Source organism: Cupriavidus yeoncheonensis (genome assembly GCF_905397275.1).
GTDB classification, from domain to species: domain Bacteria; phylum Pseudomonadota; class Gammaproteobacteria; order Burkholderiales; family Burkholderiaceae; genus Cupriavidus; species Cupriavidus yeoncheonensis.
On the sequence record NZ_CAJPUY010000030.1, the window covers coordinates 42,800 to 61,737 of the forward strand.

Consider the following 18,938-nt stretch of genomic DNA (forward strand, 5'->3'; position numbering starts at 1 on the left):
GTGCAACTTAGGCTTAAGTGAAATCTTGATTCACTTAAGGCCAGCGACTGGACCGACGACCACCCGTGTATGGAGACACACTCATGAGTACGTTAGAACTCAATTCGGGGCTGGATGAGCGGGTCGCCGAGTTGGTTTCGGAATACTCAGCGCCTTCGGCGTGCCTGGCGTGGTTACTGTGCGACCGCCACCCTGCAGACAAGGTTGCCTATGACGTCCTCGACTCTCAAGGCAACACGGAGCGCCTAACCTATGGCGAACTGAAACGACGATCCGAGGCATTTTCGGCGGGGCTCGCAAGCATTGGCGTCCGGGCGGGAGATAGAGTCGCGACGCTTTCAGGAAAGAGTGTGGAATACTTGATTGGTCTCGTCGGGATCTGGCGCCTGGGAGCGGTTCACGTCCCGCTATTTACAGCGTTCGCGCCGCCCGCCATCGCACAGCGTCTCGCCGGCAGCAAGGCAAAAGTCGCGATTTGCGACGCATCCCAAGTTGGCAAGCTCGTAGCAACTGAAGGGGACGAACAGCCCATCGCCGTTACCGACCTTGTCGTCATTGGCCGCGATGACACTTCCCTTGCCGGTTGGCAGATTCATAAATTCGACGATCTCGCAGCCGAGGGACGCCCGAAAGTGCCTGCTGCGGTCCTGGGAGGAGACGCACCGTTTATCCATATCTACACTTCTGGGACTACGGGCAAGCCAAAGGGGGTGGTTGTCCCCATACGCGCCATTGCTGCGTTTAGAGCTTATATCGAGTTTGGCATTGGACTGCGCCCAAGCGATGTGTATTGGTGCGCGGCCGACCCAGGCTGGGCGTATGGACTTTACTTCGGGGTCATCGGCTCTCTGAGTACTGGGGTCCATAGCCTCCTGCTCAAAGGCGTCTTCGATGCTGCGGCCACCTACCAAATCCTCGCAGAGCGCAACGTCACAAATTTCGCAGCCGCTCCGACCGTCTATCGATCCCTCATGTGCTCAGAAGTCTCTCCGCCTCAGGACCTCAAGCTGCGCTGCGCATCAAGCGCTGGGGAGCCGCTCACCCCAGACGTGAACGAATGGGCACAGTCGGCCTTGGGCACCCTCGTCTTTGACCACTACGGCCAAACAGAGGCGGGCATGCTCATTAACAACCACCACGATCCTCGCCTCGCTAGGGAAGTCCGGCCTGGATCGATGGGGATATCAATGCCTGGGTGGAAGGCCGTCGTTCTGGACCGCAGCGAAGATGTCGAACTTCCGACTGGCGAGATCGGGCGTGTCGCCTTCAACCTCGCGGAGAGCCCGCTTGCGTGGTTCCACGGGTACGACGCAGCCCCCGAAAAGAGTGCGGAGAAGTTTTCCGCGAACCGGGAATACTATCTCTCCGGCGATCTGGGAAAAATGGATGCTGACGGCGCCTTCTTTTTTTCTGCGCGAGAGGACGACGTCATCATCATGGCCGGGTATCGCATCGGACCATTTGAGGTCGAGTCCGTGATTGCCGCCCATCCGGCGGTTGCGGAATGCGCCGTCATTGCCGCTCCCGACAAGATCCGCGGAGAAGTGGTGGAGGCGTATGTCGTACTGCGTCAGGCATTCGCTCCAAGCCCTGCAATGGCCGAGGAGATCCAACAGTGGGTCAAGACCCGCTATGCCGCTCACGCCTACCCCCGGCGGGTGCATTTCGCAACCGAACTCCCCAAGACCCCTAGCGGAAAGATCCAACGATTCGTGTTGCGTGCAGCACGGAACGCCGGACTTGCTAACCCCGCCAATAGCCAAAAGAATGCTGACGACTGTGTCGACACATTCGACACACGCATTCGTTCTTATTTGCACGGCAAACCGTGACGACTCGCCTCAGCGGCACCCGGAGAGATTCACACATGCAAACGCTATCCCACGACAGGAGCCAGGTCACCGCACGACCACCTTTCTCCGAGCGTGTTTCGCGTCCGGCCCTGGCGTCTTTCTTCGAGAACTCCGCCTGGTTCGGCCATCTCACGGATCAGGAAAGAACGCGCGTTATGGCCGATTCTTTTGAGAAGCGCTTAGTCGCTGGCGGTACTGCATGCCACCGGGGTGCGCCAGCCGACCATTGGCTCGGCGTGGTGGAAGGCATCGTCAAGGTGGACACGGCTTCCGCATGCGGGAGAGCTATCACGTTCGCCGGCGTTCCCGCAGGTGCTTGGTTTGGCGAGGGAGCTGTACTGAAGAACGAACCACGGCAGTATTCCGTTGTCGCGCTGAAGAACAGCCGGGTTGCCTATGTTCCTAAGGACACCTTCCTTTGGCTACTGGAACACAACCACACTTTTAGCCGCTACGTCATCGATCAACTCAACGCGCGTTGCGGCTACTACGTCGGGCTGGTGCATAACCTGAGGCTTCACGAAGCTGCAGGCCGCGTGGCGTTCTGCCTTGCCGAACTGTTTCACCGCCAACTCTATCCCGTCACCGACCGGACCTTGGGGCTGTCCCAGGAAGAAATTGGACGCCTCTCCGGCCTGTCGCGCCAGAACACGAATCGAGCCCTACGCGAACTTTCAGATGCCGGCATGATCGCGATGGAATACGGCGCAATCCATATTCTGAATCTCGAAGGACTCCGACAATTCGCTCACATGGGCGATTGATCTGGCAACTTGTCCCGACCGTTCGGCATTGCATCCGCCCCACGGGCCGGCTGCAATGCCGCTCTCCCTACACCATCTCTACCGCTACGGCGGTGGCTTCACCACCGCCAATGCACAGGCTTGCAATTCCTCGGCGGCCACCGGTCCTGCGAAGCGCACCGATAAGCGTTACCAGGATTCGCGCACCAGATGCGCCAATGGGATGGCCGAGTGCACATGCCCCGCCGTGAATGTTGACCTTCTCCCGGTCTAGTTGCAGGTCCTGCACGACGGCCATCGCAACAACCGCAAACGCTTCGTTAATTTCCCAAAGATCGACCGCGGATGCGGCCCATCCCAATCCGTCGAGAAGCTTCCGGATCGCGCCAATCGGAGCGGTGGTGAACGTCGCCGGAGTCTGCGCGTGCGTCGCATGGCCCATGATCCTAGCAAGCGGCTGGAGTTGCTTCTTGTCGGCAATGGACTTCCGGGTAAGGACCATCGCCGCGGCGCCGTCCGAGATCGAACTCGAATTTGCTGCCGTCACGGTCCCCTCCCTCTTGAAGGCCGGCTTCAAGGTGGGAACTCGATTCAGGTCAGCCTTCAGCGGCTGTTCATCACGCGTTACCGATACCGGGCCCTTCCTGGCATCTACGGTAAGGGGCACCGTCTCCCACGCGAAACTACCCGCGTCGATCGCAGCCTGCGCCCGCAGCGTCGACATCACCGCCCATTCGTCCTGGGCCTCCCTCGTGAAGCCATACGTCGCCGCGCAATCCTCGGCAAACGTACCCATCAGGCGCCCACGCGTGTCCTCGCTGTACTGGTCCTCAAGACCGTCCAGAAACATGTGATCCATTACCTTGCCATGGCCGAGCCGATAGCCGGCTCGCGCTTTTGGCAGCAGATAAGGCGCATTCGACATGGATTCCATGCCGCCGGCGATCATGATGTCGTTGCTGTTTGCCAGCAACAGATCATGGGCCAACATGACCGCCTTCATCCCGGATCCGCAGACCTTGCTGATAGTGGTGCAAGGCGTAGCCAGCTCCAGGCCCCCGCGGATACCTGCCTGCCGCGTGGGCGCCTGTCCAACGCCCGCTGGGAGGACGCACCCCATGAGAAGTTCCTGAATGCAGGAGGGAGTCAGGCCGGCACGTTCTACGGCCGCACGGATTGCTGCCCCTCCCATCTCCGGAGCAGTCAAGGAGGACAGCTCGCCTTGGAACCCACCGATAGGCGTACGCGCCACCGATAGGACGACGACTGGATCGTTTGTCGAGTTCACCATGAGTACCTCACTTCGCTGCCATACGGATGGCACCGTCGAGACGAATGACCTCACCGTTGAGGTAAGGATTGCCGATAACGTGCTGCACAAGATCTGCAAACTCCTGTGGCCTGCCCATGCGCTGGGGAAACGGCACGGATGCCCCAAGCGACTTCTGCACCTCGTCAGGCATGGCGAGCAACATGGGGGTTGCCATGATCCCCGGCGCGATCGTTACCACCCGTACGCCAAATCGCGCCAGTTCGCGCGCCAGTGGCAGTGTCATTGCCACGACTGCGCCCTTCGAGGCGGCATATGCGCTTTGGCCGACCTGGCCGTCGAAGGCAGCAACCGATGCCGTGTTGACGATGATGCCGCGTTCGCCGTCGACCGACGGCTGCTGCTCTGCCATCAGTGCCGCCCCAAGGCGGAGGACATTAAACGTTCCTGCAACGTTGATCTGAAGCGTGCGGCTGAACGATGCCAGGGCATGCACGTCGTTCTTGCCAATCACTTTTTCAGCAGGAGCAACGCCAGCACAGTTGACGAGTCCGCGCAAAGATCCCAGCCCGGCAGCGAAGTCGAACATCTCCTTCACACTGTCTTCGTTTGTGACGTCTGCCCGGACAAAGACGCCGCCTGTCCTGCGCGCGACCTCTTGTCCGGTGTTCGAATCGAGGTCGACGATAACGACTTTCGCCCCCTTCTCAGCAAGTGCTGTTGCGGTGGCAGCACCAAGACCGGAGCCGGCCCCGGTCACCACAAATACGTTGTCCTGAATCTGCATGTCTACGGAAATACTTGGTTCAGCGGTTGGTGGATGCGTGCACATCGAGCGAGGAAAGTGAAGCTTCCTGCGGCGGTTGCACGGATGCGCTTTGACGGTGATCGATGAGCATGACCGCCAGGGTCCCGACCAGGCCGGCAAAGCCGATGGCCAAGAAATTCTGTTCAAGTGGAAGCTTCATTGCCACGAGTGCGCCGATGAGCACAGGTGCCGCGATGGCGCCGAGCCGTCCGATGCCCGAGGCGAAGCCCACGCCAGTGGAACGAATGGAGCCCGGATAGAACTCCCCCGCATAGGCATAGGCGAGCAACTGCGTGCCGAGCGTCGAGGCGCCGACAACGAACACGAGTACGAACAGCAGTTCGGTCACCTTCGTGTATCCCATGAGGGAAAGCGACACAGCACCCGTGGCATAGAACGCCACCAGCACGTGCTTAATATTGAAACGGTCCCCCAGCCAGCCGCCACCGACCGCGCCGCATACAGCACCGATGTTGAATACCAGTACAAAGTTCAAGGCAGAACCGAGGCTGTATCCGGACATCGCCATGAGCTTCGTCAACCACGAACTGAGCGAATAGACCATGAAGAGGCCGGTAAAGAAGGCGACCCAGATCATCAGAGTGCTCACGGCGCGCCCACGGGCGAAAAGCGCCGCGACGGGGGCATTGGACGCCATCGCTTCCTGGGGCACGACCAGACGATCCTCCGGCGCAATCTGCAGCGAGGGGGCGAGCTTGCGAACCACAGCACGAAGCGAGTCGTCCCGCTGCTTTCTTGCGAGAAACGCCATGGATTCCGGCATGGTCCACAGGATGAACGGAATGAAGAGCACCGGCAGCCCGGCAACGAAAAACACCGCCTGCCAGCCATATACTTCGATCAGGCCCTTGCCGGTCAGGGCAACCAGAATCCCGCCGATCGAATACCCGGCAAATACGATGGTTACGAGCCGAGCCCGGATCTTGCTGGGTGCAAACTCTCCCATCTGGGCCGTCACGACAGGCAGCACGCCGCCGATACCGAGGCCTGCCAAGAAACGCGTCACACTGAAGCTGATCGGGTCCGTCGTCAAGCCGGCGGCAGCAGTAAAGACGCTAAAAAGTCCGACGCACACGCAGATGGACAACTTGCGGCCTATCTTGTCGGCGAGCGTGCCGAGGTAGATCGCGCCAAACATCATGCCGAACAGCGCAGAACTCGCCATGAATCCGGCCCTCGTGGCATCGACTCCCATCTGCTTCATGATCGACGGCAGCGCCGCACCCACTACCGCCAGGTCGTAGCCATCCAGCACCAGGATCATCACGCACCAGAAGAGAATCATCCGGTGAAAGCCAGAGAACTTGGCTGTGTCTGCTACTTTTTGAACGTCAATTTCTTTTGTCATTGTCTCCTCCATTTTTGATGGGTCAAATCATTCGTGAACTGCGGTTATTCCTTGTGAAACGTCGTAAAGCTGGAGGCGGGTTCACGCTCTGATGCCAGTGAGTTCTCGATGCGCTCCTCATCGGCATATCCCAGACTCATCCCGACCACGAACTTCTCCTGGGCACCAAGTGCCAACTCCTGTTCGATGATCCTGTGGTACTTCATGAACGCAGCCTGAGGGCAAGTACTCAGGCCGTACGTGCGCGCCACGACCATGATGTTTTGCAGGAACATCCCGTAGTCCAGCAGGCTTCCCTGGTTCATCATTCGGTCAACCGTGAAGAAGAGGCCGACGGGCGCATCAAAGAACTGATAGTTCCGGCCGTGCTGGGCGTGCATGCTGGCCTTGTCGCCCTTCTCGATGCCAAGGAGGCTGTAGAGCTGCCAACCTACCGCGCGACGGCGATCGAGATACGGGGACGTCCATTCCAGCGGGTAATACGCCCATTCGTCGCCGTGCTCTGCGGCAAGCGCCGGATCGTCATCCACGTTCCGAATCGCCGCGCAGACACGGTCCTTGGCGGCACCCATCAGCACGTGCACCTTCCATGGCTGCATATTCACCCCGGTCGCAGCGAACCGCGCGGTGTTCAGGATCGCCTCGACGACGTCGGTGGACACGGGCTCCGGAAGGAAGGCACGGACGCTACGGCGCGTCGTAATCGCCCATTCGACCGCGCGACGCACGGCTGGAAGCTCCCCAGGAGGGGGACTCAATCTGTTCAGGTTCACGCTAACGCTCTCTACTCAAAATGGCTGCATCAGCCTTTCGGGTAAGAGACTAGGTTTCGCGTTGAACAGGTACTGTCACATAGCCGACAATTCCGGATTATTCCTGTTCTCGACGGCGAGCGCGTCAGCACTGTCCTGTGCAAGACAGTGTCGCAAGAGGAATCGGCTTACTTTCCGGGTTCCATTTGTGCGCATAGCGCAGTACTCATAGAACTCGGAAGGAGACAGTCGTGAACAACAACATTTACGAAATCGGCCTGGAGCGCACCAACGCCAATCACGTGCCGTTGACCCCGCTGCACTTCTTGGACCGCTGCGCCGAGCAGTATCCGGACAGGGACGCCATTGTTCATGGCAACCTCCGCCAGTCGTGGAGCACGACCAGGGAGCGCTGCCGACGCCTGGCGAGCGCCCTCATCAAGCTCGGCATCGGAAAAGGCGACACCGTGTCGATCCTTGCCCCGAACACTCCGGCAATGGTGGAAGCCCATCATGGCATCCCCCTGAGTGGGGCTATATTGAACGCTATCAACTGCCGGCTTGATGCGGATGGTGTGCGGTTTATCCTGAAGCACGGCGAAGCCAAGGTCCTGCTGGTGGATCGGGAATTTTCCGCTCTTGCAGCGGCCGCCCTCGAGGGACTCGACAATCCTCCCCTGATCATCGATATCGCCGATACGTTGGCGCCCGAATACGAACTGATCGGCGAACATGAATATGAGCAGTTCCTCCGGCAAGGCGATGCCGACTTTCCGGGAATCTATCCCAAGGACGAGTGGGATGCCATCGCGCTGAACTACACCTCCGGAACCACATCCGATCCCAAGGGAGTCGTCCCGAGCCATCGGGGTGCGTACCTGATGAGCTTGCTGCAGCTCACCGATTGGGGCATGCCGCGCGGCCCTAAGTACTTGTGGACGCTGCCGCTATTCCATGCAAATGGTTGGTGCTTCGCGTGGGCCATTACCGCAGCAGCCGGCACTCACGTGTGCCTGCGCAAAGTGACGGCCGCAAACATCTTCCATGCGATTGAAGCGCACGGCGTGGACCATTTCTGCGCGGCACCCATTGTGCTCGCCTCCCTCGCCACAGCAAAAGAGGGAGAGCGCCGAGCGTTCTCGCATCCCGTTCGCATCCGTACGGCGGGCTCGCCACCTCCTGCAACCGTACTCAAGGCCGTGAGCGAAATGGGCTTCGACGTCGAGCATGTGTATGGGATTACGGAGGCTTCCGGCACACCGGTCAGTTCGTACGCCAATCCCGCCTGGAACTCCATGTCGCCGGACGCCAAGGCTCGTCTGATGGCACGCCAGGGAAACCGTGCGGCCGCGCTAGAAGGGTTATACGTCGCGGATCCCGACACAATGCGCGCGGTACCGTGGGATGGCCGAACACAAGGCGAGCTCTTGTTGCGGGGCAACATCGTCATGAAAGGCTATTTGAAGAACCCCGAAGCCACCGAGCGGGCCTTTGGAGGGGGGTGGTTCCACACTGGCGACGTGGCAGTAGTGCACTCTGACGGGTACATCCAGATTACCGATCGATCCAAGGACGTGATTATCTCAGGCGGGGAAAACATCTCATCCGTGGAGGTAGAAGATGTCCTCCATCAACACCCGGCCGTCCTGATTGCTGCGGTCGTCGCCCAACCCCACCCGAAATGGGGAGAGTCGCCCTGCGCATTCATCGAGCTCAAAGACGGCTACGCCGAGCCATCCGAGGCTGAAGTCATTGCCTTCTGTCGTGATCGACTGGCGCACTACAAGTGCCCTGTTCGCGTTGTCTATGGTGCGCTACCGAAAACCGGTACCGGAAAGATTCAGAAATTCCGGCTGCGCGAAATGGCCCGAAGCCGCGAGGCCATCACCGATTTGGCCAGCTCACGTTAACCCTTCTTGCAGCACTGAACTATGATCGATTGCATTGTTGACGGGCATACCGCACTGGTAACGCTCAAGCGCCCGCCGGTTAACGCCTTCAATATTGAGAGCCTTGCCGCATTGGAGGCGCTGATCGGCCGACTGAACGCCAATGCGGACGTGCGGGCAGTTGTAATCACGGGCGAAGGGAAGTTCTTCAGCGCTGGCGCCGACCTCAAGGAGATCGCGAATAGCGATCCCAATCATCCCCGATTAGTCGCCCAGCACTTTGGGCGAGCGTTCGAAGCGCTTCAGAACGCCAGGCCTGTGATCATTGCCGCAATCAATGGGTACGCCCTGGGAGGCGGCCTGGAATGTGCGTTGTCTTGCGACATCCGCATCGCCGAAGCACACGTCCAGAAGGCGCTGCCCGAAAACGCGGTCGGGCTTCTGCCCGCCGGTTGCGGAACCCAGACACTGCCTGCACTCGTGGGGGAAGGCTGGGCGAAGCGCATGATCCTGTGCAATGAGCGCGTGGACGCCGAGACGGCGTTGAGGATCGGTCTGGTTGAAGAATTTGTCCCAACCGGGACGAGCCTGGAGACCGCGATCGCACTGGCGCAGCGAGCGTCCTCGGTGAGTCCTACCGCAGCCGCGGCAAGCAAGAAGCTGATCCAACTGGCGAGAAAAGGTGTACCGAGAAAAGCCGCTCTGGCCGTCGAGCGCGAGCAGTTCCTTCGCCTGTTTGATGGTGAGGATCAGAAGGAAGGCGTGGCCGCCTTCCTCGAAAAAAGATCGCCGCGCTGGCGCGGCCTGTAGTCGTCGCAACGGCTTTGATCGGAGGATGCCGTTCGATCAAGGCCGGAGTTCCAATTCCTCCACATCCCCGGGACTGCGCTTTCGAGGACCTAGTTGTAGCGTGGCTTGATGCCTTCGCACGCAGCCCGTGTCCATCAGTAATCCCGCGGCTTCCGCCTCCGTCGGTCCCTGCAGGATCCCGCCAGGGTGTCCAATTCTTCGCCAATACTTCCAATGGATTTCGCCCCATCAAATCGTTGCTGATCGCCAACCGTTCGGAGATCGCGATACGCGTGATGCGCGCCGAGAAGGGCCGTTCCCGGCCCGAGAGCAGCCGTTCGTTGTGACAAGGATGGATGCCCAAAATGGGTCGTACTGCGACCCACAGGGGTCAGCAGATCAACTTCGACGCCACCGACTAGCGACTCGAGCCGTTGGACGAGATCAGCATCCAAGGCTTGCAGGTGTTCAGGGTGGCTGGCGATGTCGCAGGCCAGGCCAAAAACTCCAGGAGCCGTGACGACTAGCGCATGACACACGTTAGTCCATCCGCAGGATCAGTTGCGCAACGAAGGCGACTTCGGCGGGATTGGCGTTGTCCACCATGCGCTGGGCGGTCTGCGGCCGCTCCGCCTTGAGCGCGAGCCACGCTGAGTGGGCGTTTCGATCGCCGGTCAGTGCGGCTCCTTTGTCCTGCCAGACCGCCCGCTGCTCATCGGTGAGGCAGTGGTGCCACGCCAGTCCGGCAACCATTTCGCGCGCGGTGACTTCCAGGCTATCGTTCATCGCTGGCCAGCCAGGAAGTCGTCCCAATCCCAAGCAAACGCCATCCCGGCTCCGGGGGTGCCTGAGCCACGCAGGTTTTCCTCGAAGAAGGTCCGGGTCGGTTCTGGGATCTCATCCAGGCGGACGAACGGCATGCGGCCATCGCAGGTATGCACTGGCACCTGCGGTCGTTGCGGCCGCGGGGGCAGTTCTTCCTTGCCCGTCAGCGCAATGGCAATGCAGCGCGCGACGAGGTCGCACACGCTGGCGGACCAGCGGGGATAGTCTCGCAGCGCACCGCTCCAGATTTGATCCGGCAACAGCCCTTCTTCCATCTCGACCTGGTAGTCCGCCAGAGCGCCGGAACGAATCCGACCAATGTCGGCCGTGGCCAGCGTCTGACGGCCCTGCACTCGGCCACCCGGAAGCAATTCGACGGTTACACGCAGCATGTGCATCCTCTCCCGTGTGGGTTACTGCAGGTAATCGGATCCGGACAAATAGGCCCGCATCGCCGTCTCGTACTCTTCCGTGACATCGCGCCACCCCAGCACGGCATGGTTACGACACCAGAGTCCCCACGCCAGATAAGCCTCCATGGGGACATTGCCAATGCCTCGAAGCGAGTAGACATGGCCGGTTTGGGTGGTGACCTGCATGGTGCTCGCGTCCAGCGTCTCGATGGCGCTGCTGACCCGAGCGCTTCCTCTGGACAGGTTGATCCCCACCAGGTGTCGCTCGCCAAGCTCCGTCTCCATCACCAGCCAGCCGGCCAGTTCAATCGATTGATCCGTTGGCACGACCGGGTGTTGTCGAAACATCAATGCTTCCTCCGATACACTTCCATGGCCGGCTCATAGTCCTCGGTTACGTCCCGCCATGACTGCACCGCATTAAAGGTCGCCCAGCGATCCCACGCATAACGAGCATCGTCCGCTAAGTGGCTGGCGTCGCGCATCCGATAGAGCCGGCCACTGACCGTTCTGAACGCCATGTCGCTCGCATCGAAGACCGCAATGGCACTGCTGACCTGCCCCGCCCCGGTTGCCAGGTCGATTCCGACCAGGTGCCGTTCCCCCTTGTCGGTCTCGACTACCGCCCAGCAAGCCAGATCGATCTCGGGCTTTACCGCCACGTCAGGTGTTTGCCAGAACATCAATTCCTCCTCTCATCTCAGGCCCGCGAGAAAGTCGTTCCAGTCCCAGGAATAGGCACATCCGAGCGGATCCGGTGCTTCGTCGATAATGGGTCGCGTGGAGGCTCGAATGTTGTGGGCGAAGTAGCTGCGCGTCGGTTCCGGAATCTCATCCAGTCTGACATAGGAAGTCCGGTCCGCCGAAAGGTGAACGGGCACCCGTGGCTGAACCGGCCGCGGGGGCAACTCTTCCTTCCCGGTCAGCGCGACCGCAATGCTGCGCGCCACCAGATCCCACACGCTGGCAGACCAGCGGGGATAGTCCTGAAACATCCCGCTCCACGGGTTCGGCAACAGATCCTCCTCCATATCGATTTGATAGTCCGCCAGCGCGCCGGAGCGAATCCGACCGATATCAGCCGTCGCCAAGGTGCGTCGGCCCTGCAGGCGGCCGCCGGGCATCAATTCAACGGTTATGCGTAGCATGGATTCATTCTTCCCTTTTCAAGTTTCCGAACCATCGATGGCATCGGCGGTCAATTCGTAAGACCAGCGCATTTGAGCCACGATCCAGTCGACCTCCGGCCCACCGAGTTGCCAGACAGCCTGCTTGTTGCGCACGCCACGTTCCACCCAGTCGAGCAATTCATTCGGGCTTCGGGTTGGTTGCTCAAGTGCTTTGCGTCGGCAGTACGCGACGAGCTGCTCGACCAGATCCAGGCACATTGCGTAGCGCTCGGCGCGCTCGTCGTCGGTCAGTCCAACGACGCATCGGCCGTTGATCCTCCGGGCAGCAACCTTGGCCTGTGTGCCGGCGAGGCTCGCCGGAAAAGGATCGCGCGGAAAATCGTCGGGCACCTTGGGGTTGTGCATTGCTGTGTTCCTACTAGGAAGCCTTGCCGCGAACTCACTCTATGACGGCGAGACATTGCTTGTCCGCCAGCGCGGGCAGTTCGCCCCAATAGGGAATCAATTCCGCACGATGGTTCACAAACGCGAATCGCCGCGTGGCGGCGCCAGGGACCGTGTACTGCCAGATCTCGCGCACGCGCTCGGCGACACCGTCGCGCATGAGGTGCACGGTCGCGCCGACACGATTCTTGGGCGGCAGACTCTCCCACACCTCCAGGAGCGACTCAAAGGAGGTGGGAGTGAAGTTCCGAACGAGTTCCGTCGCTGGCAAGGAAGCCGGGCAAAGCTGAAGCACGAACAACGGACCGTCTGCCGCGGCAACGCGCCACGCAAAGTATGGCGGCACCGGATCCTGCCCGTTGGCAGTATCCAGCCACGCCTTTTCAGTTAACAACATAGATTTACTAATAGCTCGCAAGGAAAACGGCGTTTCGTTATTGGAGACCCCATCGTTGGCTGACGCCTCGCGTTAATTCGTTCGGGGCGACTTTGGTCCGGTCGCCCGTCACAGCCCCGTCGTGAACTGCGTCGCGCGCGCATTGAACTGCTCGATCGCACTGCTGACGCGACCGAGCCCGTTGGCGATGTTGCATCCCACCAGATGGCGTTCACCGACCTCTGTTTCCACGACGGCCCAGCCGGGCACGTAAATACAAGGATCGTCATCGACGCCAGGCACTGCCCAGAACACGCTTCACCCCCTGCTGACGGCTTGCGTCGCCCCGTCTCTGGACAGACTTTCAGCTTCCAATTGCGCCCAGAACCACTGGATGGCAGCAGGTACCCGAAAGCGAAAGACATCAGGGGAAAGCTCATCGGTCATCACGACCTGGGACGAATAGTAAAAATCCATACCCCGCTCAATCACGATGAGCGTGGTTTGCAAACTGAGCACCGCCGCGGCAACCGCCTCTTCGCCCTGGCCATGGCGAAATAGCGACAGGAGCTCGTGATATGACACTGAGCTTGCCTCGGTTGAATGCCGGTCCCGATAGGCAAGCACATACAGGTAGTCGCAGATTTGCCAGGCCAACGGCGAAAGGTCCCCCTCGAGCTTGAGCCGCCCTTCACTCCGCCCGATCACCGCGGCAAGCAAATAATTGGCACCGATTGGCGGTGACCCGTCTTGCACTAAATCCGATCTCATCGCACCTCTTTCACATCTTTCCCTTCACCAATCAACCGGCCGTCATGCCTGGGTGGGTATCCGCGGCACCGATGCCTGGCAAGCACACATCATCATGGTCCAGGGATTGCCTCAGCCTCCCCGTTGGCAGCTTGTGCGCAGCGATTGCGGCTGCCAGTCGTTCGCAAGCGATGACCCTCGTGCCGCGCAACTCGCCATCGCTGTCGGCATCGTCATGCCCGGCCCTTCAAACCCGTCTCATTCAGACGGGCCAGGCATCGCCACGGTCAACGCGCCGTCACGAAGCCCTCACTGGCTCGACTCGCGCCGGACGCCGCGGGCGCGCTGTCGGACCAGCGTGCGACACACCTCGCCCAACGTCGACGCGGCGACGCCGTCGGCCGCCAGCGCGTTGAGCCACTCCTCCCGACCCAAGGCACGCACCACGGCCAGGAGCGTGCGCACCGTGGTGCCATGACCGCCCTCCAGGCCGCGGAGGGTCTCGGTACTAACTCCGGCCATGTCGGCGAGTGTGGTTTGCGGCAAGTTCCGCAGCAGGCGCAGCGCCCGCACTCGTTGCCCCAGGATCCGCTCCAGCTCGGCTTCATTCCCGCGAACCATGCTGCTCCCAATGCCATGTGCGCATAAAAATTCATGAAGCCCATCAAACCGAGCACCTTAAACTCATTTTATACCATCTAATACATATTTTGTCGCCAATAGAATATGGACTTATCTTCACAGGGATAAAAGAATGGGGGTTTGATGCTTTAGCGCCGTATATGAACCTCGAGGAGGCGTTCGGTCAGGCGGTTCGGCTTAAGCGCCGCCACGTCGGATTGAGCCAGGATCAGCTCGCCGGGCTGCTGGAGCTCCAGCAGGGAGCCGTCAGCCGCCTTGAGAACGGATACGTGTCGGCGACGCTGGACATGGTGGGAAGAGTGGCCGCGGCGCTGCGTACGACGCCTGCCGCGCTGCTGCAGGATGCGCAGAACTTGCCGGGGTATGTGCCCGTGGCGGACGGCAAACCACGGCGAAGCCGAGAGGCGGATTAGGTCGGGAACCTGGCGGGGTCGACGGCAACGCACCAGCGTCCCGTCCAGTGGGAAAGCCTGGCAGGATCGCCCGGCGACGGGGATCGCCTATACTGCAAGGGCCGCATCTTCGCCACGGCGGCGCCGGTTCGGAACGCCCGCGCGACCGGTTGCCGCTGCCGCCCACCCCACTCCGTTTTCCGCCCGCCAGAATTGCCCGCAGATTGCCCGCCGGCGCTTGGCGGTGTGCGCACCTAGGTGGCACGCTTCCCGCAAACCCGCATAAAGACTGGCGCGTCCTAGAGGACTCGAACCTCTGACCGCTCGCTTAGAAGGCGAGTGCTCTATCCAACTGAGCTAAGGACGCGAAGGGCAGCATTCTACCGCAGTGCGATGCCGCCCGGCGGATCAGGATGTCGCGCGCCGCTGCCAGGGCGCGGACTCGCCCGCGCTGGTCCCATGCCATGGTTTGCCGGCGCGGTGCAACGATACACAGTTGCGCCCCGCGTGCTTGGCGTCATAGAGCGCCTGGTCGGCGCGGCGCATCAGATTCTCCACGGTCTCGGTCGGCTCGCGCTGGGCCATGCCGATGCTGATGGTATAGGCAATCGCGTCCGGCTCGGAGGGGCACGGCGTGTTCCTCACGGCCGAGCCGAGACGCAGGCTTGTCGCGCGTCCCCGCTCGAGCGTCGTCTCAGGCATGACGATGGCGAATTCCTCGCCGCCGAGCCGGCCAATGATGTCTTGCGGACCCACCGTCTTGCGCAGCAAACCCGCGAAATGCCTCAGCACGCTATCGCCGGCCAGGTGCCCGTACACATCGTTGATGGCCTTGAAGTGATCGAGGTCGACAAATGCGACGGTCAGCGGCTTGCCGTTCCGGTCCGCTTGCGTGCCGGCCTCCTCCAGCTGCTGCCAGAATGCGCCGCGCGCCAGCAAGCCCGTCAGGTCGTCATGGCTGGCCTTGCGCTCGAGCATCCGGCGCAGTCGGTCGTGGGCCATCAAGGCAAAGCTGACCGACAGCCCCACCACGGCAAATACGTTAAGCACGACCATCGAGCCGTCCTGCGCCAGCGGCCCGGGTACGCCGGGCTGCGCGATCGAACCGGAGAGATTCCAGGCATTCAGCCCTGCACACCCGGCAGCAATCAGCACCAGCGATAGCGCAGCGAACCTGCCTGTGCCCCGCTTCTGCGAGAGCAACGGCACAATGCTGCGAACGATGTCCAGAAGCAGCAGGGCCTGCCCGAAGCCGAGCGCCGCCGGCAGCCATGGGCGCAGCGCCTGCAGCCAGTCGGCATGCGGCAACCACGTGCCAGCGGCAATCGCCGCACCCAGGATCAGATTCACGACCGCCAGCATGGAGGCACGGCCGGGCCTTCCGGCAAAATGCCGCGTGCCCACCACCATCAGCGATATGCCCGAGAACAGGGCCATGTCGACGGCATCGGCAGCCAGCCAGTACCCTGCGATCTCGGCCAGGGCCGGCATGGCGGCCGCCAACGCGGCCACGAGGTCGCCGAGTGCCCACGACGTCAGGCCGCTCGGCTCCATTCCCTGCGAGCGGCGCAGCACGGCGCAAACCACCGCCATTTGCAGGGCCAACAAGCCTGCAATGAGCACAATCATGTGCGACTGAAACATCTTCATTCCCGTCCAGCGACAAGCAGCGACCCGCACAACGCTACCGTCTCTTTTTTGTCGGTCCTGCTTCGGGACCGTCGTTGTCAATTTGCCGCCAGACCGGTTCCGGACATCCGACAGCCAACGCAAGCGCGAACGGATGGGTGCGGCCGGCACACTCTCCGCGGACGGGAGCGCACTTCTTCATGATGGTCTGGACAGTCCGCTCAAGAGGTGAATCACCGTCGGTTCCCAGCTGCGACGGGCGGACTGCGGCGGTCTGGCGATTATCGCTGGGCCCGAATCCAAGTCAAGCTGCAGTTGGGCCGCCCAAAGCGGGGTGCGTACGCCGCGGCACCTTCGGGGCGTTGCGGACAACACCTTTTGACATGCATTGACCGCGCCAGCCAGAGCCAGCTACAATAGCGGGCTTCGGAGCGTAGCGCAGCCTGGTAGCGCATCTGATTTGGGATCAGAGGGTCGTAGGTTCGAATCCTATCGCTCCGACCAGTACCAGCAAGAACGGCTTATGTCGCAAGACATAAGCCGTTTTTTCGTTCGCCTCGGCAGCCATCACGGGGGCGAAGCCGCTTGCGGCGGCGGCGCCGCGGCGTTGCGCCGCTCGAAATGGCAGTAGACGTCGGCGGCAACCAGCCCGAACAGCGCATGCGCGAACAGGCTTTCCCAGCCCCGCGCCTCGTCAAACCAGTTGAAGTAGCGCCCCAGCGCGTAGAAATTCACCAGGTACACCGCGACACCAAAGACGATCCCGACGACCGATGCCAGACCCATGCTCGAATCCAGGCGAAAAGAGCCGAGGATCAATGCAAGCGCCGAGGCCAGGATGATCGACAGCGCATAGTGGACGGTCGCCGCGGCCAGGACGATGGTCCAGTTGAAGGTGTCCGGGGAAGCCAGCGCCTCCCGACCCAGGATGATGGCCGCCACCATCTTCACCGTGTCCCATGCGCCCAGGTAGAACAGGAAGCGCGCGGTCAGCAGTTCCAGCACCATGTAAACCGTGCCGGCAATCAGGCCGGCGACGACAGCTGTCCGCCAGTCGGGCCGGCAGCGTGCATAGTGGTGCGATTGCATGTGGAGTTCCATGACCACCTCCGTTTGCGAGATCATCAGGACGAGACTCGTGAGTAAGTTCTAGTTCATATCCGGCAAATACCAAGGGCCGCTGCCGGCTCAAACGATAACCATGGCCCACTTGTCAGGCCGGGTTACCGCATTACCGGCCGATGCAGCCGGCAGCACCACGGGACCTGCGCGCGCCTCATTGAAAACTCGCCCCCGTGGTATAATGTGTCGTTAGCCCGGGATGTTCCGCGCATCCCTGTCACCGGGCGTTCTCTCCAGCGTGAAGGCCGGCCCTTCAGATCCTTCCGCAACGTTACAACCATGGCGAGCGACCGGTAACACGTTGCCCGCGCACCCGCGACTCGCACGGCCGAGGTTCTGCGGCCGTATCGGCAAGGCAGATCGGCCGGGCAGACAGCGCCCCCTGGACGATTCCCTAACTGGCCCGGATGGCACGCAGTTTGCGACGTCACCTGGACCGTGTCAGCTTGCCTGGGACAACCCAAGGCGCGCCCCGCCGCCATGCGGCAAGCCTGTGCACATGCGCCGGACCGGCATGCCCGCGCGTCGCGTCACATCGAATGTAAAACGTAATCATCGCAGCCTGCGAGTTGCAGAAAAGGAAGATAGATTGGCTAAGGAAGAACTCATTGAATTTGGCGGTGTGGTGTCGGAAGCCCTGCCCGATAATCGTTACCGAGTGCTGCTGGAGAATGGCGTCGAGATCTGGGCCTATGCATCGGGCAAGATGCAGAAGCACCGCATCCGCATCCTGGCAGGCGATCGCGTCACCCTGGAAATGTCGCCGTACGACCTGACCAAGGGCCGCATCAACTTCCGCCACAAGTCCTGAGTCTTTGCCAGCGCCGGGCTCGGACGCGACTTTCCGCCCCGGCCTCAGCGCAATGATTGCGCGCCAGCGTGTGTCACGCGCCTGACACCACGCTCGGAGACACTTGCGGGCTGCCTGACAGGCAGCCCGTATTGTTTGTGCGAGCCGCCACCACGGCTCGCCTTGCTTGCGCCTGTCGGACGGCTTCACCATACTCGAAGCACGCATCCCGTCCCGCTCCGACATGAACCTGATCCTGTGGCGTCACGCCGAAGCCGAAGAACTCCCCGATCCGCTCAGCCTGAGCCGGAACGCGGACTTGCAGCGTCCGCTCACGCGCCGCGGGCGCAAGCAGGCGGACGACTCCGCCGCCTGGCTGCGCACCCAATTGCCCGCCAGGACCCGGGTATTGTGCAGTCCTGCGCTGCGCACGCGCGAGACCGCGTCGGCATTCAGCAGCCACCCTGAAATTGTCGAAGCGCTGGCGCCTGGCGCGGATGTCAGCGCCGTCCTCAGTGCGATAGGCTGGCCTCAGGGCGACGAGAACGTCGTGGTGGTGGGTCACCAGCCCTGGATCGGAAGGCTGGCCAGCCTGCTGCTGGCCGGCACGGAGATGAACTGGAGCGTGCGCAAGAGCGGCATCTGGTGGGTGGCCAGCCGTACCCGCGAAAGCGAGGCGCAGACGGTGCTGCGCGCGGTCATCAATCCTGAATTCCTCTGACATTCCCGATAAGGAATTTCTGAATCTCCAGCCCAGGTGCGGCGCGGACACGCCGGCTGCCGCTTGCCGGCCCGACACCAGGGAAAAAATCAGAGAAGGGCGATAGTCGCTTGTTTCTCCGCTCTCAAGAAACAGAAGTGAAGGTGGTTGTGTTCATGTGGCCACCTCTATCGGATTGACCTGGAACCCGAGGGCCGTGGCCCGGCGTTTGAGCGCGGCAATACTGCGCTG

23 protein-coding genes, 2 tRNA genes and 1 pseudogene are annotated in these 18,938 nt (G+C 61.4%); 8 read left to right on the top strand and 18 right to left on the bottom strand.

What is annotated here, in order from left to right; all coding sequences use genetic code 11:
* Window positions 1-83 precede the first annotated feature (83 nt).
* Window positions 84-1,832, top strand: a complete 1,749-nt coding sequence (locus tag KHO22_RS28915; RefSeq protein ID WP_211950609.1) for an AMP-binding protein — start codon at window positions 84-86, stop codon at window positions 1,830-1,832.
* Between the two features lie 35 nt (window positions 1,833-1,867).
* On the top strand, window positions 1,868-2,617 hold the full coding sequence (locus KHO22_RS28920) for a Crp/Fnr family transcriptional regulator (protein WP_230427076.1): 750 nt from the start codon (window positions 1,868-1,870) through the stop codon (window positions 2,615-2,617).
* Between the two features lie 67 nt (window positions 2,618-2,684).
* Here KHO22_RS28920 and KHO22_RS28925 read toward each other — a convergent pair whose 3' ends face one another.
* From KHO22_RS28925 to KHO22_RS28940, 4 genes are read right to left on the bottom strand one after another with little or no spacing between them, the layout of a single operon-like run.
* Window positions 2,685-3,887, bottom strand: coding sequence for an acetyl-CoA C-acyltransferase (locus KHO22_RS28925; RefSeq protein ID WP_211950610.1), 1,203 nt, complete (start codon window positions 3,885-3,887; stop codon window positions 2,685-2,687).
* Between the two features lie 7 nt (window positions 3,888-3,894).
* A complete protein-coding gene (locus KHO22_RS28930; protein ID WP_211950611.1) occupies window positions 3,895-4,653 on the bottom strand; it encodes an SDR family NAD(P)-dependent oxidoreductase in 759 nt (252 codons plus the stop codon).
* A 19-nt stretch (window positions 4,654-4,672) separates the two neighbouring features.
* The gene (locus KHO22_RS28935) at window positions 4,673-6,043 is read right to left on the bottom strand and encodes an MFS transporter (protein WP_211950612.1); all 1,371 of its coding nucleotides are present in this window, start codon (window positions 6,041-6,043) and stop codon (window positions 4,673-4,675) included.
* Window positions 6,044-6,087: 44 nt separating this feature from the next.
* Window positions 6,088-6,810 (bottom strand): nitroreductase, encoded by a 723-nt coding sequence (locus KHO22_RS28940; protein ID WP_211950628.1) that lies wholly within the window; start codon window positions 6,808-6,810, stop codon window positions 6,088-6,090.
* 236 nt (window positions 6,811-7,046) lie between these two features.
* On the opposite strand from KHO22_RS28940, the gene KHO22_RS28945 reads away from it, so the two are divergent.
* Together KHO22_RS28945 and KHO22_RS28950 are read left to right on the top strand one after the other, a co-directional pair.
* Entirely contained in the window at window positions 7,047-8,705 is a 1,659-nt protein-coding gene (locus tag KHO22_RS28945) for an AMP-binding protein (RefSeq protein WP_211950613.1), read from the top strand.
* 21 nt (window positions 8,706-8,726) lie between these two features.
* The gene (locus tag KHO22_RS28950) at window positions 8,727-9,494 is read left to right on the top strand and encodes an enoyl-CoA hydratase (protein ID WP_211950614.1); all 768 of its coding nucleotides are present in this window, start codon (window positions 8,727-8,729) and stop codon (window positions 9,492-9,494) included.
* A 374-nt stretch (window positions 9,495-9,868) separates the two neighbouring features.
* On the opposite strand, the pseudogene KHO22_RS32920 reads toward KHO22_RS28950, so the two are convergent.
* The 11 genes and pseudogenes from KHO22_RS32920 to KHO22_RS29000 form a co-directional block, all read right to left on the bottom strand.
* Window positions 9,869-10,012: pseudogene (locus KHO22_RS32920) on the bottom strand (type II toxin-antitoxin system PrlF family antitoxin); the annotation flags it as partial.
* 1 nt (window position 10,013) lies between these two features.
* Window positions 10,014-10,259: a hypothetical protein gene (locus KHO22_RS28955; RefSeq protein WP_211950615.1), complete on the bottom strand. Its 246-nt coding sequence runs from the start codon at window positions 10,257-10,259 to the stop codon at window positions 10,014-10,016.
* Window positions 10,256-10,690, bottom strand: a complete 435-nt coding sequence (locus KHO22_RS28960; protein WP_211950616.1) for a hypothetical protein — start codon at window positions 10,688-10,690, stop codon at window positions 10,256-10,258. Before KHO22_RS28960 ends, KHO22_RS28955 begins: the two co-directional genes overlap by 4 nt.
* Before the next feature lie 21 nt (window positions 10,691-10,711).
* A complete protein-coding gene (locus tag KHO22_RS28965) occupies window positions 10,712-11,059 on the bottom strand; it encodes a hypothetical protein (protein ID WP_211950617.1) in 348 nt (115 codons plus the stop codon).
* Window positions 11,059-11,394, bottom strand: coding sequence for a hypothetical protein (locus KHO22_RS28970; protein WP_211950618.1), 336 nt, complete (start codon window positions 11,392-11,394; stop codon window positions 11,059-11,061). Before KHO22_RS28970 ends, KHO22_RS28965 begins: the two co-directional genes overlap by 1 nt.
* A gap of 12 nt (window positions 11,395-11,406) precedes the next feature.
* Window positions 11,407-11,859 (bottom strand): hypothetical protein, encoded by a 453-nt coding sequence (locus KHO22_RS28975; RefSeq protein WP_211950619.1) that lies wholly within the window; start codon window positions 11,857-11,859, stop codon window positions 11,407-11,409.
* Window positions 11,860-11,877: 18 nt separating this feature from the next.
* On the bottom strand, window positions 11,878-12,246 hold the full coding sequence (locus KHO22_RS28980; RefSeq protein ID WP_211950620.1) for a hypothetical protein: 369 nt from the start codon (window positions 12,244-12,246) through the stop codon (window positions 11,878-11,880).
* A gap of 34 nt (window positions 12,247-12,280) precedes the next feature.
* Complete coding sequence (locus KHO22_RS28985) at window positions 12,281-12,682, bottom strand: hypothetical protein (RefSeq protein WP_211950621.1); 402 nt, start codon at window positions 12,680-12,682, stop codon at window positions 12,281-12,283.
* A gap of 108 nt (window positions 12,683-12,790) precedes the next feature.
* Window positions 12,791-12,976 carry a hypothetical protein gene (locus KHO22_RS28990; RefSeq protein ID WP_211950622.1) on the bottom strand — a complete coding sequence of 62 codons (186 nt, stop codon included), beginning with the start codon at window positions 12,974-12,976 and terminating at the stop codon, window positions 12,791-12,793.
* A 3-nt stretch (window positions 12,977-12,979) separates the two neighbouring features.
* The gene (locus tag KHO22_RS28995; RefSeq protein WP_211950623.1) at window positions 12,980-13,417 is read right to left on the bottom strand and encodes a hypothetical protein; all 438 of its coding nucleotides are present in this window, start codon (window positions 13,415-13,417) and stop codon (window positions 12,980-12,982) included.
* Window positions 13,418-13,720: 303 nt separating this feature from the next.
* Window positions 13,721-14,032 (bottom strand): helix-turn-helix domain-containing protein, encoded by a 312-nt coding sequence (locus tag KHO22_RS29000; RefSeq protein ID WP_211950624.1) that lies wholly within the window; start codon window positions 14,030-14,032, stop codon window positions 13,721-13,723.
* Between the two features lie 161 nt (window positions 14,033-14,193).
* On the opposite strand from KHO22_RS29000, the gene KHO22_RS29005 reads away from it, so the two are divergent.
* Complete coding sequence (locus tag KHO22_RS29005; RefSeq protein WP_211950625.1) at window positions 14,194-14,466, top strand: helix-turn-helix domain-containing protein; 273 nt, start codon at window positions 14,194-14,196, stop codon at window positions 14,464-14,466.
* A 269-nt stretch (window positions 14,467-14,735) separates the two neighbouring features.
* Here KHO22_RS29005 and KHO22_RS29010 read toward each other — a convergent pair.
* Both KHO22_RS29010 and KHO22_RS29015 read right to left on the bottom strand, forming a co-directional pair.
* Window positions 14,736-14,812: transfer RNA gene (locus KHO22_RS29010), tRNA-Arg, on the bottom strand.
* Between the two features lie 41 nt (window positions 14,813-14,853).
* Entirely contained in the window at window positions 14,854-16,089 is a 1,236-nt protein-coding gene (locus KHO22_RS29015; RefSeq protein ID WP_211950629.1) for a GGDEF domain-containing protein, read from the bottom strand.
* A gap of 412 nt (window positions 16,090-16,501) precedes the next feature.
* On the opposite strand from KHO22_RS29015, the gene KHO22_RS29020 reads away from it, so the two are divergent.
* Window positions 16,502-16,578: transfer RNA gene (locus KHO22_RS29020), tRNA-Pro, on the top strand.
* 63 nt (window positions 16,579-16,641) lie between these two features.
* Here the strand turns inward: KHO22_RS29020 and KHO22_RS29025 are convergent.
* Complete coding sequence (locus KHO22_RS29025) at window positions 16,642-17,175, bottom strand: hypothetical protein (protein WP_211950626.1); 534 nt, start codon at window positions 17,173-17,175, stop codon at window positions 16,642-16,644.
* Window positions 17,176-17,785: 610 nt separating this feature from the next.
* Here KHO22_RS29025 and infA point away from each other — a divergent pair.
* Together infA and KHO22_RS29035 are read left to right on the top strand one after the other, a co-directional pair.
* Window positions 17,786-18,007, top strand: coding sequence for a translation initiation factor IF-1 (infA, locus tag KHO22_RS29030; RefSeq protein WP_006578938.1), 222 nt, complete (start codon window positions 17,786-17,788; stop codon window positions 18,005-18,007).
* A gap of 223 nt (window positions 18,008-18,230) precedes the next feature.
* On the top strand, window positions 18,231-18,707 hold the full coding sequence (locus KHO22_RS29035) for a SixA phosphatase family protein (protein ID WP_211950630.1): 477 nt from the start codon (window positions 18,231-18,233) through the stop codon (window positions 18,705-18,707).
* The last annotated feature ends 231 nt before the right edge of the window (window positions 18,708-18,938 follow it).

Coding starts and splice junctions, on each gene's coding strand:
- KHO22_RS28925 (WP_211950610.1), bottom strand. CDS start 3,887: ATGGTGAACTCGACAAACGATCCAGTCGTCGTCCTATCGGTGGCGCGT.
- KHO22_RS28935 (WP_211950612.1), bottom strand. CDS start 6,043: ATGACAAAAGAAATTGACGTTCAAAAAGTAGCAGACACAGCCAAGTTC.
- KHO22_RS29000 (WP_211950624.1), bottom strand. CDS start 14,032: ATGGTTCGCGGGAATGAAGCCGAGCTGGAGCGGATCCTGGGGCAACGA.
- KHO22_RS28985 (WP_211950621.1), bottom strand. CDS start 12,682: ATGTTGTTAACTGAAAAGGCGTGGCTGGATACTGCCAACGGGCAGGAT.
- KHO22_RS29025 (WP_211950626.1), bottom strand. CDS start 17,175: ATGGAACTCCACATGCAATCGCACCACTATGCACGCTGCCGGCCCGAC.
- KHO22_RS28965 (WP_211950617.1), bottom strand. CDS start 11,059: ATGTTTCGACAACACCCGGTCGTGCCAACGGATCAATCGATTGAACTG.
- KHO22_RS28920 (WP_230427076.1), top strand. CDS start 1,868: ATGCAAACGCTATCCCACGACAGGAGCCAGGTCACCGCACGACCACCT.
- KHO22_RS28915 (WP_211950609.1), top strand. CDS start 84: ATGAGTACGTTAGAACTCAATTCGGGGCTGGATGAGCGGGTCGCCGAG.
- KHO22_RS28950 (WP_211950614.1), top strand. CDS start 8,727: ATGATCGATTGCATTGTTGACGGGCATACCGCACTGGTAACGCTCAAG.
- KHO22_RS29005 (WP_211950625.1), top strand. CDS start 14,194: ATGAACCTCGAGGAGGCGTTCGGTCAGGCGGTTCGGCTTAAGCGCCGC.
- KHO22_RS28960 (WP_211950616.1), bottom strand. CDS start 10,690: ATGCTGCGTGTAACCGTCGAATTGCTTCCGGGTGGCCGAGTGCAGGGC.
- KHO22_RS28975 (WP_211950619.1), bottom strand. CDS start 11,859: ATGCTACGCATAACCGTTGAATTGATGCCCGGCGGCCGCCTGCAGGGC.
- KHO22_RS28970 (WP_211950618.1), bottom strand. CDS start 11,394: ATGTTCTGGCAAACACCTGACGTGGCGGTAAAGCCCGAGATCGATCTG.
- KHO22_RS29035 (WP_211950630.1), top strand. CDS start 18,231: ATGAACCTGATCCTGTGGCGTCACGCCGAAGCCGAAGAACTCCCCGAT.
- KHO22_RS29015 (WP_211950629.1), bottom strand. CDS start 16,089: ATGTTTCAGTCGCACATGATTGTGCTCATTGCAGGCTTGTTGGCCCTG.
- KHO22_RS28955 (WP_211950615.1), bottom strand. CDS start 10,259: ATGAACGATAGCCTGGAAGTCACCGCGCGCGAAATGGTTGCCGGACTG.
- KHO22_RS28980 (WP_211950620.1), bottom strand. CDS start 12,246: ATGCACAACCCCAAGGTGCCCGACGATTTTCCGCGCGATCCTTTTCCG.
- KHO22_RS28930 (WP_211950611.1), bottom strand. CDS start 4,653: ATGCAGATTCAGGACAACGTATTTGTGGTGACCGGGGCCGGCTCCGGT.